This window comes from Vibrio chemaguriensis, from assembly GCF_012275705.1.
Lineage (GTDB): Bacteria > Pseudomonadota > Gammaproteobacteria > Enterobacterales > Vibrionaceae > Vibrio > Vibrio diabolicus.
In genome coordinates this window covers 38,739-52,253 of record NZ_SHOE01000024.1, presented here as the reverse complement: position 1 = coordinate 52,253, position 13,515 = coordinate 38,739, and the positions used below count along the sequence as shown (strand labels likewise).

Below are 13,515 nucleotides of genomic sequence, written 5' to 3'. Positions count from 1 at the left end.
TACCTAAATCGCTTCGAAATCATGCATCATACATTGGCAAAGAGATGCAAGAAGCGTTAACGATTCAGGTGTCGGTGTCAGGCTAAAGCATAGCGCAAGACCTGGCACCCTTTGCGAATCGGGTCAGGTATCAATGCTCCGAGAGAATTGGCACTTTCGTCAAATTGCCATCTTGATCAACCATCATTATTTTTGAACGATTCAGCTCAACTTCGATGATTTCGAGTTGCTCGCGAGCGTTGATATACGCTGTTTTTAACTTTTCAGCCACAGAGCGAGTGGCTTGCTCATTATCTTGACTACTTACTTGCTCCGCAGTGTTCCCAGAGTCCATATCAAGTTCATCATTTTGCATTCAATGGTGTTGATAATATAGTGAAGGCCACGTTATGACAATGAATCGATGGATTCTACGATGTTGCCCAAAACTCGATTAAAGAAGCGTGATTATGTGGACACATCGCAATTGGTTGAGAAATGTTCAACTCTGCATTGTGATTGATCTAAAGACTGTTATGCCACTGGATGTTGTGCTTTAATCGAGGGAGATATTCATAAAATTAGGAAAGAGAACTATGAGTAGCGTATTTGAAATCGTTAACCAAGCTCGTCGTAAAAACAAACTAAAACGTGAGCTGCTTGATAACGAAAAGAAAGTTCGTGATAACCGCAAACGTGTTGACCTTCTAGAAAACCTTCTAGATTACATCAAACCAGAAATGACTCACGATGAAATCGTCGCAATCATCAAAAATATGAAAGCAGACTACGAAGATCGTGTTGATGACCACATCATCAAAAGTGCAGAAATCTCTAAAGCACGTCGTGACATCAGCCGTCGTATTCGTGAACTGACTGAAGAAGATAAGCAAACTAGCGGCAAAAAGTAAACACGTAAGCTAGATTTTCCAACCCCGAGTAAGGCTACCTTCCTCGGGGTTTATTTTTGTCTCTAAACTAAGCGCCGTGTACAATCAATCCAACTCTTATTCCTAACGCATTCAGCTTTCTATGTCCTCAACTACGACAAGTACACAACCAACACTTGCAAAACAATTATTTACGATGACTTGGCCAATGCTATTTGGCGTTCTATCTTTAATGAGCTTTCAGCTTGTAGATAGTGCGTTTATCGGTCAGCTCGGCGTTTTACCTTTGGCCGCTCAAGGTTTTACTCTTCCGTTGCAAATGGTCATTATCGGCATTCAAGTCGGTTTAGGTATCGCCACGACCGCTGTCATTTCTAAAGCGCTTGGTGCGAATGAAAGTCGTTATGCCAAACAGCTCGGTGGCTTAGTTTTGATGATTGGCTCAATCGGCGTAGCCGTTTTTGGAGGGCTAATTTGGCTTTTGCGCTACCCCATTTTATCTCTATTAAGTGCTCCAGAGTCTGTGATGCCGATTATCGACAGCTACTGGCCTTGGTGGCTGCTAAGTTCATGGACTGGCGCGGTTTTATATTTTTACTACAGTATTTGCCGGGCTAACGGCAACACCATGTTGCCTGGCACAATGATGATGGTGACCAGCGGCGTGAACCTTGTGCTCGATCCACTATTTATTTTCACGTTTGACTTGGGTATTAACGGAGCCGCAATAGCAACCATCGTTGCTTTTGGGTTTGGTATTTTAGTCGTCGCGCCTCGCGTAAAGAAGAATCATTGGGCAACAACGCAGTGGCAAGACCTCAACGTAGCTAAAAGTGTTGCGTCTATCGGTAACATCATGGGACCTGCGATGATCAGCCAACTGCTGCCTCCGTTGTCGTCCATGTTAGCAACAAAGTTGTTGGCAAGCTTCGGGACCGCCGCAGTCGCCGCTTGGGCGCTCGGTTCACGCTACGAATTCTTTGCTATCGTTTCGGTGTTAGCGCTGACAATGTCTATGCCCCCAATGGTCGGGCGCTTACTTGGCGCAAAAAACTACCAAGATATCCAATCGCTAGTCAGTATTGCCGTAAAATTCATTCTGGGCTTTCAACTTTTGATCGCAGCCATTACGTTTGCCGTCGCAAACCCACTTGCACTACTGATGACCAGTGATGTTCAAGTAGAGCAAGTATTAGAAATGCATTTGCTGATTGTTCCTATCAGCTTAGGTTCACTAGGTGTATGTATGTTAATGGTTTCTCTTTGCAATGCATTAGGTAAGTCTTACACCGCGCTCACCATTTCAGCGCTACGCTTGTTTGTCTTTTTCCTTCCTTGCTTATGGGTTGGCGCTCAAATGGGAGGAATCCGAGGTCTACTTTTAGGCGCTTGTATCGGCAACATTCTGGCGGGCATTTCCGCTTACCTAACCTATCGACAAACCATACGTAAACTCGCTGGCGCTCAAGCAAACGCATGACAATGCATGGTTAAAATAAAGCCCCTTTGATTGGGGCTTTATCGTCTTGAAATGTTATCGATTTAGGCGAGTTTTAATTCATTGAAGAGCTCAAATAGCTGATTCGATTTATAAGGCTTAGGTAAATAAGCATCCATACCTGCAGCAAAACAGTTGTGAATGTCTTCTTCCAAAACACTCGCGGTGAGCGCAATAATGGTCGTTTTCTCACGCCCGGCTTTCTTTTCCCAACGACGAATTTCTTTCGTCGCGGTCAGTCCATCCATCACCGGCATCATACAATCCATTAAAATTGCATCGAATTCTTCTCCCTTTGTGATGGCTTCCAACGCTTCTTGTCCATTGCTTGTTATCAAATAGTCATATCCTGCTTTATCCAGAAAGAAACTCGCGATTTTCTGATTCATCAAGTTATCCTCCGCAATTAAGATCCTCCTGTGAGAGCGCGACGTTCGATATTCAGACTTTGGAATACTATTAGTGACAGCGTCACTTGAAATGGTTTTTTCTACCTTCGCTAAATCGTCAATGACATGCTTAAATCGATTGCCAAGAAAAGGCAATGTGAGTACAGCATGTACTCTTTCTGCATTGTCGTAGGGAGTGGATAGATGATGCTGACAAATAATCACACGACGAAGATCATATTTGAGTGACAATTCATCTAAGGCTTCATCCGTATTGGAGTCGTCACTATGGCACAGAAATATGACATCAAAGTCATCGTTTATTGCTTTTACTTCATTAACATTATTCGCACCAAAGAGATTGATTTTTGCTAATCGACACTCTTTCAAAAGTTGATCAGCGTAATCGTAATTTGTGCAGATCAAGAGCCCTTTATTTATCACGTCCGAGCGCCAGCCAAACACCGGAATAACATCAACCTCAATAGAGAATTCAAAGCATGTGCCCACTCCTTTTGTGGATGTCGCTATAAGCTGCCCTCCCATCATGGATACCAGTTGACGACAAATTGCCAATCCCAGTCCCGTTCCGCCGAACTGCCTCGACACCCCTTCATCTTCCTGAGTAAAGGGTTCAAAAATCGTCGTTAACTTATCTTGTTCAATGCCTATCCCGGTATCTTCGACTTTAAACATCAGCGTTCCGCGCTCGTTCTCAGGTAACTCGTCATAACTGACATCAACACGTATATGACCGCTTTCGGTAAACTTGACCGCATTCGATACCAGATTCGTGATGACCTGCTTGATTCGATGATCATCAACCATCACTCGAGTTGGAATGTTTTCAGCTAAGTTAATCCCCAGCTCTAGCTGTTTAGATGTGGCTTTGGATTGAAATAAAACCATCGACTGGTACACCACCTCTCGGATATCGGCCTCGACTAACGACAACTCCAGTCGACCAGATTCGATTTTAGAAAGATCCAAAATATCGTTAAGCAAGGTAAGTAATGTTTGAGATGAAGAGTCAATGTCATCAACGACTTCTTGTTGATGGGAAGATAACTCGCTTTGAGAGAGTATCTCCGTCATGCCCATAATACCGTTTAGGGGGGTACGTATTTCATGCGACATGTTGGCAAGAAATACTGATTTAGCGCGATTAGCAGACACTGCTGACTCTTTAGCATGGAGTATTTCGTCTGTTTGTCTCTGCTTTTCTTCAACCACTCGATTCACTTGCTGAGCGAAAATCGTCAGTTCATCACTGCCATCGACTTTGACTTTCGTCTGTTTCTCTTCATCGTTGATCAGCGCCGTTAAGGTATGAATAATCGCATCTAGTTTGCTATTAACCCGAAACCAAGTGCCAAAGCCAAGCCAGCAAAGCATTACGATAACCAAAATAACGCCAGAGGTAATCATCGCAATATTGGTCTTTTGTTCATGAACTTGTGTTAGGAGCGACTGCTCTGTTTGTTTCGTGAACCCATCAATGAGTACTTGCAAGCGTTGCACACGGAAATCGAGTTCTCTCAAATACGCTTCATAGTCACTACGTGACATGTCCCCTGACATTAATCGCCCACGAGATGCCAAATTTCTCTGATATCTCGGCGACGTAAACAAGCCTAGCAATTTATCAACTTGATCGTATGACCCTCCTAAATTTAAAAACGCATCCAAATTTTGCTGCTGTCGATCAATAGCCTGAAAAAACAGACTCTGACTCAACCGACTCTTAGGATCTTGAACTAGGCGATGTGTCAACCAGGCTTCTTTCTGTGTCCAAAAAGACAGCTGAGCAAGGTAAGCAATAAAATTCTGCATTCGAATGCCATCCTCACTACCATACCACTGATGATTTTGTAGCAAAGAGCGCGACATATTTTGAAGCAGTTGAAATGCCCAATCGCCAAGGTCATCCATCTCGTCCAACCTACCTGATAATACCCCTAGCATGGCCTCTTTCAGCTCATCAGCATATTCAGCGGTATTGGGGTTACTGACGAATTTTTGATGCATGGAAGCAATAACACCGTTTTGTTCTTCTATATTAAGTGCGGCTGATGCTTTAAGCGTAGGCTGGCGGCGTGCTTTCTCTATGGAGTAAATAAAATGAGAGGCTTGGGATATCAACTGAAAACCTTGGATATTGATTACCGTTTGATTGAGACGGCTTACGCGCAACGCATTGTCAGAAAACTGCTGAACTGCAAAAACCACTATCACCACCGTGGGTAATAGTGCGAGGAGTGCTAAGCGTGTTTTTATTGATAATCTCAACATCCATCAGCCCAATGGTTGATCTCATCCGATTATTTAATACTAGACTAGTTTCTAGCATTGAAAGGCATATACGACATGGTTACTTTAAAACAACATTCACCTACCAAAACCATGGTCATTCCGCTTATTTCGCCATCGGTCAATGAAATGGTAATTGTGACTCGAATCATACTTTTTGATCTTCAAGCTGAGTACAAACAGTGAAGTTTCACTCATACCTAAGATGCACATCACTTTTCATAAAATTCCAAACCATATGTTCACCTATTTCGTTGCCTTATCGAGACAAATCACACAAAAATGCAAACGAATTAACAGTGACAACAAAACTAATTTGAAAACACACATTATCATCGCGAAAAAAGTGGATGATTTTTTAAATGTCAATACGTGAAAACCACCGCTTTAGTCACATTAATTCACCACTAACACGACCTTAACTAGTGTTTTACACTGGATTTAATTTTCCTAGCAGAATAAGGGCTCCGACCTTAGAATCCGCACACATAACTATTACAACCCGATTACATAACCCACCACACTCTTGCACGCTGCCGAAGAGGCAACAGCAGAGAGTATGGTTAGCCCCCAAAACGTGAAAGGTCTAATACAACAATGAGTCCAGAGAAATATCTCCAAGACTGGCAAACTAGCCAAACGATTGCTGAATCTATTTCCCCTCTAATTGGTAAGCTATATCGTCAAAAAGGAATCGAAGTGGTTCTGTTTGGTAAAACGCTTATCAATGCTACTACTATAGACATTCTCAAAACTCATCGCGTTGCAAGACGTTATACAGGAAGCCCACTCTCACTTGAGCACACGATGCCTATCATTCAAGCGCTATGTGAAATGAGCATTTCTTCGTGTCGTGTCGATGTTGGCCAATTGGCAACTAAGTACTGGAATGAACATGACGATACTGCCCCTCTAAATGATTTCCTTATCACTGCACTTGATGGCGCACGCGATGCAGACTCTTCATTGAAAGCGCGTGATGTAGTTCTTTACGGTTTTGGTCGCATTGGTCGACTGCTAACTCGCCTTCTGATCGAGAAAAGTGGCCCAGGTTACCCACTACGACTACGAGCGATTGTGGTTCGTGGCGGTAAAAAAGGCGATTTAGAGAAGCGTGCTAGCTTACTGCGTCGTGACTCAGTCCACGGTCAGTTCAACGGTAGCATCGTGATCGATGAGGAACGTAAAGCTCTGATCGTTAACGGTAACTACATCCAAATCATCTACGCAAACAATCCAAGCGAAGTGGACTACTCTGCTTACGGTATTAACAACGCGCTTGTTGTTGATAACACAGGTGTTTGGCGTGATTCTGAAGGTCTAAGCCAACACTTAGCGTGTCAAGGTGCAGAGAAAGTGCTGCTAACGGCACCAGGTAAAGGTGACATCAAAAACGTCGTATTCGGTGTAAATGAATCAGTTATTCGAGAAGATGACACCATCATCTCTGCAGCGAGCTGTACCACAAACGCAATCACGCCGGTTCTTAAAGCGCTGAATGATAAATATGGTGTCCTTTCTGGTCACATCGAAACCGTGCACTCATACACAAACGACCAAAACTTGATCGACAATTTCCACTCTGGTGACCGCCGTGGACGTAGTGCTTCTCTGAACATGGTTCTAACTTCAACTGGCGCAGCTAAAGCAGTAGCAAAAGCACTGCCAGAGCTAGCTGGTAAGCTAACAGGTAACGCAATTCGCGTACCGACACCAAACGTTTCGATGGCAGTCGCTAACCTAAACTTAGGTGAAGACGTAGACCGTGATTCACTGAACGATTACTTGCGTGAAATGGCGTTGAACTCTGAGCTTTCGGCACAGATTGACTACACCGATTCAACAGAAATTGTATCAACTGACTTAGTTGGTTCTCGCCATGCAGGCGTCGTGGATGGTCAAGCGACTATCGCACAAGACAAACGTTGCGTACTTTACATCTGGTACGACAACGAATTCGGTTACAGCTGCCAAGTTGTGCACTGTATGGAACAAATGATGGGTGTTCGTTACCAAACATTCCCTCGATAGGTGAACTTTGCTCCACAACGTTAACCACATAGCGTAACGGACAATATCTCATATTTGTTCTAAATAATAAGCGCGAAGCGCATTACTAATATTTTCCCCGTTTATACGCCTGATCACCCTCAGGCGTTTTTTCATTTCGCTCATTTGACACTCTCCGGACAAAGTGAAGACTATCATTCATGTTTTGTTCATGTTCACAGCATTAATCTGAACACATGAATTACAGAGAGGTCATGATTATGAATCGGATTATTGTTACCGCACTAGCACTGATTACGGGCTTTTTTACATTAGTATTTAGCTTGATCATTGCGATTCCGTTGACCATCGCAGCGTTAATTACAGGCAAGCGTATTGAGAAGCGCGTGAAGAAAATGCAGAAAGAAATGCATGAAGAGTATGAATTCAATACTGGTAAAGCCGATGCTATCGAAGGTGAGTTCGAAGAGGTTCGCCGATAAGTAAATAGAATTTATATAAGTTTCTCTCCCCCGACTGCTCCTGAGAAACTTCTTGCTTTCACCCTGTCTTTACAATGGCAGGGTGCTTTTTTTGAAAAGCACAACGTCAAATAAGCAACTAGCGGCTTATTGTTTTATCTTTGTGTTGTGAGAGGCGGTGTAGCCAACCTCCCACAAATCACCATCAACACCAGAGTATGGGTTAGATTCTTTCGGGGTCCCATTTTGGCAAGCTTCTCTGCCTTCTCTCTTTATTTCTTCTATGCGATTTAAAACGAAGTCAAAGTGCTGAGGATCAACCTTTTGTAGTAGCGCGTACAAAAGCCCAAAACCAAGCATCGTGAATACAAACAGTTCAAAAAACACCCATATGCTCTTTGTTGAAAGGAATATCCAAGCAACGCTGCAAACACTGGTCAAAATTACTACTAGAGCTAGATTTACTATTCTTTGCATATTGCTCTCTCACCTTCTAAACGGTCATGAAGTCTCTACCCCTTTCATAGGATAAGTAAGAGGAAAGTCCGTTTTACCCAATAAAGCATTCTCGACTTAATATGCGACACTGTTAGTATTAACGTTAAGTGGCTCTCGTTCTAATTATAACAGTGCGTTGGAAAGCTGTGCTTACTACAAATGATAATGTGAACCAAAGTAACACTATTGATAGTATTAACTTTAGCAGCACTTAGCGTCAAGATTACGTAAATTATATGAGGGTTTACTGAGAGCAGAAAAAGGCAGCCATCCGGGCTGCCTTTAATATTTTGTTGTCTTTGCAAATTTATACGGTTACGACCACTCGAAGTGCCAATAGCATGAGAACAATCCCTGACAAACGATCAATTAACACCGCTTTAGAACGAATTCTGTCCACTACTTTAGAGCTCGATAAAACTAGGGTGATAAAAGTATACCAAAGCCCGTCCACAACAAATGGTGTAGCCACAATGATCATTTGATTGCTCAAATCATTACCTAGCGCTACAAACTGACTAAATAGTGCGATAAAAAACAAGGCAATTTTGGGGCTTAAAATCGAGATAAAAAAACCTTCTCGAGCAGACTGGCTTACCGTTGTTTCCTCGCCTGACTCCAACTTCGCCGCTACACCGCCTTTCGAACGCAGCGCATTGAACCCTAAATATGCAAGATATGCCGCGCCTGCAAGGCTGATCGTCTTGAACAACATCGGGCTTTGCTGCAAAACAACAGCGAGGCCAATCAGCGTAATAAAGGCATAAATGCCAATTCCAAAGGCGTGTGCCCAAGCCGTTGCCAAACCATTGATGCGTCCACCAGCCAAGGCATGTTTTGCCACAATCGCTAGGCTAGGCCCAGGAGACATAGCACCGAGTAAACACACGGTAAAAAGTGATAACCAAACTGTTAGTGTCATAAATAACCTCTCTCCATTTGAACTCAATCTATCAATTGAAGAGCTATAATTTGAAATCAAAGTTTCGCATAAAAGTCATGATTTAAAATCATAACCTAATGAATGGAGTATTCCGATATTTTCATCACCGCGTGGATTTGCTCTCGCACCCACTGATGAGCTGGATCATTGTCGTATTTAGGATGCCACATCAGCCAATATTCATGGGTAGGTGTCTCAAAAGGAAGCGCTTTATGAACCAAAGGCCAGTGCTTGGCCAAATTATTTGCAATGTGCTCCGGAACTACCATCAAGTGCTCACTTGAGACCAAACGATTTACCGCCGCAGAGAAAAAAGGCACTTTAAAGGTAACATGACGCATCAGCCCCCTGTCTTTTAGTGCCATATCGGTACTTGAGTCTTTGTCTCCCCCACCCGTCACTTGAATATGCGAATGACTAATGAGGTCCTCTACAGAAATCGAAGCCTTACCAGCTAAAGGGTGAGACGCCTTCATCAAACAAACTGACTTATCAGAACCAATATTGATGCTAGATACACCTTCAGGCTGAGTGGGATACATAGAAGAAGCAAGGTGGATTCCTAACTCGTGAAGCTTATCGATAAAATCTAGCTGCCACAGTCGATACGCCAAATCCAATTGTGGTGCTTGTTCACCCAAGTGAGATGCAATATCGGGCAAAACGTATTGTGCCACGTAATCGCTTGAGGCAATAACCAGCTCGCCTTGCCACAGTTGCGGCTCAAAAGGTTTGTCATCGAGTAAATGGTCAAACTCAGCCAGTAACGCATCAAGCTTTGATTTTAATGCTATTGCTCGCGGGGTTGGTATCAGCTGATTACCTTGACGAATAAGCAGTGGGTCACCACACAGATCGCGCAATTGTGCAAGCTGTCGGCTAACCGCAGACTGAGTAATGTGCAAACGTTCTGCAGTTCGGCTGACATGACACTCTTCTAAAAGTACATGCAAGGACCTAAGTAGATTCAAATTGATGTTGTTTAACATACCGGCTCAAGAAGGTTTAATAAATAATGGCACCCATGATGCTTATTTCACAAACTGGTTGCCAGTCGTATTAAAGAACTCAGCTAAAACGGTATGAGTCATGAGGTGCCTTAGCTCTGGGTAACGTTGAATTTGATCTCTGATTTCGTTCAAACGAGTCATCGTAGGTACTTCGACAAAAACCATCATATCCGTTTCACCACTGATTGCATGGCACCATTTTACGCCATCGATTTTGTATAGTTCGTCGGCATATGATTCGCAATAATACGTGGATGTAGATTTATCGAACTTTAGAGCAAAATAAGCACAAATCGAGTCCCCGCCTGAAGAGGCAATTTCAGCGTGATACCCGAGAATCACTTTGTCATGTTCTAGCTTACGAATACGAGCAGTCACCGCAGAGCGAGAAAGGTTCACTTTATCCGCAATTTCAGTCACCGACAGCCGAGCGTTGTGTCGGAGAAGATCCACAATCTTGTGATCAAACTTGTCCATATACTTACCAAGCTTTCCTTATTTTTTTCATTCTATACCGATTCTAACTGCATAAGAAACCAACATTTTGTTGGAAATATTTAAAACAACCGTCATATTGACGGCTCAGTAAATCATTTTGTTATTAAGATTTTGGATATGCTATTTGGTAAGCATGAGATGAGCACCGTTATCCATTCAAATAAAAGAGCGATAACGCATTGAAATCAAATACGCTTCTTATGCACTCAGCGCACTAGCGGGCTCATTAAACTCCAATAAATGAGATAATTAGAAGCCACAAGCGTTTTCGTCATAAGCCCTACAACATTGGATGAATCAATTAGCATGGAACAGCTCAAAAAAGACATTTCACTCACATCCGGTATCGCCCAACTATCCACAACATTAATGGGAACGGGGCTTTTTATGATACCAGCTATTGCAGCAGGCATAGCGGGTCATTTTTCACTATGGGCCTGGATTTTATTATTCATCGCCATTTGTCCTATTGCGCTGACTTTTGCCCAGCTAGGCAAGCGATATCCCAACGCGGGCGGAACCGCATTTTTTGTGCGTAAAGCATTTAACGCCAAGCTGGAAAGTAGTGTAGCTTGGCTATTTGTTAGTGTCATTCCGGTAGGGGTTCCGGCCGCGATTGCACTCGCCGCAGGCTTTCTACAGCAAATATTGCCAGAGCCTATTAGCAATAATCTGTTTGCACAAATTCTAACGGTATTACTTCTTGTGTTCGTCAACTTGATGGGCACTAAGTCATCAGGTCATTTACAAACTCTTATTGCTTTGAGTGTCTTTGCGCTCGTTGGCACATTTTTATGGAAAGGCGACGTTAACAGCGCCGATCTCGTGATGCCAGCTATCACACAAGAGTCAATTTGGCCTATTACCGCAGCGCTTGGCGTGATGTTCTGGTGTTTTGTTGGCATAGAGGCTTTTGCTCATATGGGGGAAGAATTCAAAAACCCTCAAAGAGATTTCCCTATTGCCATTATTGTCGGTTGTTTTGTAGCGGGAGCTACGTACTGGGCTTGCTCTGTTGTTATTTTAAAGTTTGGTGCATATGGTAATGCTCAATTCGATAATGCATCGATTCCATGGTTGAGTGCTCAACTACTTGGCGATGGGGCCAAATGGATAATCAGTTTGATCGGATTCTCCGCTTGTTTCGCGAGCGTTAACTTATACACACAGAGCCTAGCGCGAATGGTCTGGGCTCAAGCTCGGGAACATCGTCCTTACAGCCCACTAGCCAAGATTTCGCGTCGTGGTGTCCCTTTCTCAGCCACCTTATTAGTTGGCGGCGTACTGCTAATATCTTGCGTGATAGGAACGCTATCGCAGCTCGATCTGGAGTTTTTCCTAAAACTAGCAAATAGTGTATTCGTTTTGGTTTACATGTTGGCGATGTTAGCCGCTTATAAATTACTCCGTGGGTTTGGTAAAGCGCTTGCGGGACTTTCTCTACTGCTTTGTACCGGTGTTTTTATATGTTTAGGCTGGTCAATGTTTTATGCACTTGGCATTTTCACTCTACTTTTACTGCCTTGGAAACAGTGGCGACATAAACGACAAACACGCGCAGTTGAATAGTCACTGCTTCCCATGTCGAAAAATTTGGGCTAAACGTTGGATGCCAGCGTCTATATTCTCTAACGCGATATTACCGTAACCAAGCACGGCACCATGCCAGTGACGTGCTTGGAAACCTGGATGCTCATAATAGCTCAAAGGTCGCAAGATGCTCCCTTCATGCTCTGCCAGTTTTGTAAAACGCAGCTCATCTATACCGTTTTGCCATTTCAACGTAATATGAAGCCCCGCCGCTTGGCTAACGACGCAAACACGGTCGCCAAAATGCTGTTGAATGGATAAATGCATCTGTTCATGCTTGGTTTTATATAGTCGGCGCATTTTTCGGATATGGCGTAACAACCCACCCTCGGTAATAAAATCCGCCAACGCTTCTTGAGTGTGCGTCGGTGAATCACCACTTAACGCATCTTTAACCACCAAACATTGCTCTACTAAACGTTCAGGAACCACAAGGTAGCCAAGCCGCAATCCGTTAAACATTACTTTACTGAAGGAACCCACATACAACACACGATCATCTCGACCCATTTGAGCTGCTAGCCCCTGTAAGCTGGTGTAGGGACGATGAGCAAACTGAAATTCGCTGTCATAATCGTCCTCGATGATCCAACTTGATTGCTCGACCGCCCAGTTGATGATCTTCCCTCTTTGCTCGGTATTGAGTGTGGTACCCATCGGATATTGATTACTTGGTGTGATATACAGCGCATCGGCATCGCTTGAGGTCACAGCTTCCACATCTAAACCTAATTTCTCTCTTACGAACAAAGGCTCAAATTGATAGTTTTGGAACTGAATCAACTTCCGCATTTGCGCGTAACCTGGTTGCTCCATCAGAACCTTATCACCTTGTTTGAGCACTACCATCGTCGCAATTGACAACGCTTGCTGCGCCCCAGAGGTAATAATAATGCGCTCTGGGGAACAATTCACTGAACGACTTGATGCGAGGTAGTCAGCTAAAGCACAGCGCAATGCCCAACTACCCTGAATATCTTGATTCCCCAACAAGCAGGGGCGGGACATGTGGCGAGCAACTAGCTTTTGCCACTGTGCCATCGGGAAAGCGTCCAGATCCGGCACACCTGGTGCAAATGCAAGGTTGATATCAAAGTGAGTTTTCGGTGATGAGTCTCTCTGAACTGAATTAGGTTCAGGCAAGTACTGCTCCGGCAGTTCTACGGCAACATAAAAGCCAGAACCTTTTTGGCTGTTCAAGTACCCTTCCGCCACTAACTGTTCGTAGGCAGAAATCACGGTATTCCTACTTAGATTAAGCGCCTGTGAAAGCTTCCGCGTAGAAGGCAACTTCCCATTCTTCACCCACAATCCTTGAACAATTTTCTTGCGAATAGCAAAAAACAACGCTTGCTGACGCGTTCCATCACTTTCTTTTAAATGTAGGTCACCGATATCAATCAAAGACAAACTGGATCCATTCATTAGTTAAAACTGGC

12 protein-coding genes are annotated in these 13,515 nt (G+C 43.6%); 5 read left to right on the top strand and 7 right to left on the bottom strand.

The window, feature by feature from the left end:
* Window positions 1–130: 130 nt before the first annotated feature.
* Window positions 131–334 (bottom strand): hypothetical protein, encoded by a 204-nt coding sequence (locus EX191_RS18880; RefSeq protein ID WP_031780656.1) that lies wholly within the window; start codon window positions 332–334, stop codon window positions 131–133.
* A gap of 241 nt (window positions 335–575) precedes the next feature.
* Here EX191_RS18880 and EX191_RS18875 point away from each other — a divergent pair, with 241 nt between their 5' ends.
* Together EX191_RS18875 and EX191_RS18870 are read left to right on the top strand one after the other, a co-directional pair.
* Window positions 576–890 (top strand): DUF496 family protein, encoded by a 315-nt coding sequence (locus EX191_RS18875; RefSeq protein ID WP_005373603.1) that lies wholly within the window; start codon window positions 576–578, stop codon window positions 888–890.
* Window positions 891–1,011: 121 nt separating this feature from the next.
* Complete coding sequence (locus EX191_RS18870) at window positions 1,012–2,349, top strand: MATE family efflux transporter (RefSeq protein WP_065646232.1); 1,338 nt, start codon at window positions 1,012–1,014, stop codon at window positions 2,347–2,349.
* A 62-nt stretch (window positions 2,350–2,411) separates the two neighbouring features.
* On the opposite strand, the gene EX191_RS18865 is transcribed toward EX191_RS18870, so the two are convergent.
* Entirely contained in the window at window positions 2,412–5,048 is a 2,637-nt protein-coding gene (locus EX191_RS18865) for a hybrid sensor histidine kinase/response regulator (RefSeq protein ID WP_193448272.1), read from the bottom strand.
* A gap of 615 nt (window positions 5,049–5,663) precedes the next feature.
* Between EX191_RS18865 and EX191_RS18860 the strand changes: the two genes are divergently transcribed.
* Window positions 5,664–7,097, top strand: a complete 1,434-nt coding sequence (locus EX191_RS18860; protein WP_193448271.1) for a glyceraldehyde-3-phosphate dehydrogenase — start codon at window positions 5,664–5,666, stop codon at window positions 7,095–7,097.
* A gap of 239 nt (window positions 7,098–7,336) precedes the next feature.
* Window positions 7,337–7,558: a hypothetical protein gene (locus EX191_RS18855; protein ID WP_005397748.1), complete on the top strand. Its 222-nt coding sequence runs from the start codon at window positions 7,337–7,339 to the stop codon at window positions 7,556–7,558.
* A 126-nt stretch (window positions 7,559–7,684) separates the two neighbouring features.
* Here EX191_RS18855 and EX191_RS18850 read toward each other — a convergent pair whose 3' ends face one another.
* The 4 genes from EX191_RS18850 to EX191_RS18835 form a co-directional block, all read right to left on the bottom strand.
* The gene (locus EX191_RS18850; protein WP_240312170.1) at window positions 7,685–7,924 is read right to left on the bottom strand and encodes a hypothetical protein; all 240 of its coding nucleotides are present in this window, start codon (window positions 7,922–7,924) and stop codon (window positions 7,685–7,687) included.
* A gap of 418 nt (window positions 7,925–8,342) precedes the next feature.
* The gene (locus tag EX191_RS18845) at window positions 8,343–8,957 is read right to left on the bottom strand and encodes a LysE family translocator (RefSeq protein WP_046875874.1); all 615 of its coding nucleotides are present in this window, start codon (window positions 8,955–8,957) and stop codon (window positions 8,343–8,345) included.
* A gap of 95 nt (window positions 8,958–9,052) precedes the next feature.
* Window positions 9,053–9,967 carry a LysR family transcriptional regulator gene (locus EX191_RS18840; protein ID WP_005396380.1) on the bottom strand — a complete coding sequence of 305 codons (915 nt, stop codon included), beginning with the start codon at window positions 9,965–9,967 and terminating at the stop codon, window positions 9,053–9,055.
* Between the two features lie 42 nt (window positions 9,968–10,009).
* Complete coding sequence (locus tag EX191_RS18835) at window positions 10,010–10,465, bottom strand: Lrp/AsnC family transcriptional regulator (RefSeq protein ID WP_005396378.1); 456 nt, start codon at window positions 10,463–10,465, stop codon at window positions 10,010–10,012.
* Between the two features lie 327 nt (window positions 10,466–10,792).
* On the opposite strand from EX191_RS18835, the gene yjeH reads away from it, so the two are divergent.
* Complete coding sequence (gene yjeH, locus EX191_RS18830; protein WP_006741172.1) at window positions 10,793–12,055, top strand: L-methionine/branched-chain amino acid transporter; 1,263 nt, start codon at window positions 10,793–10,795, stop codon at window positions 12,053–12,055.
* On the opposite strand, the gene pdxR is transcribed toward yjeH, so the two are convergent.
* On the bottom strand, window positions 12,056–13,501 hold the full coding sequence (gene pdxR, locus EX191_RS18825) for a MocR-like pyridoxine biosynthesis transcription factor PdxR (protein WP_193448270.1): 1,446 nt from the start codon (window positions 13,499–13,501) through the stop codon (window positions 12,056–12,058).
* Window positions 13,502–13,515: the final 14 nt, after the last annotated feature.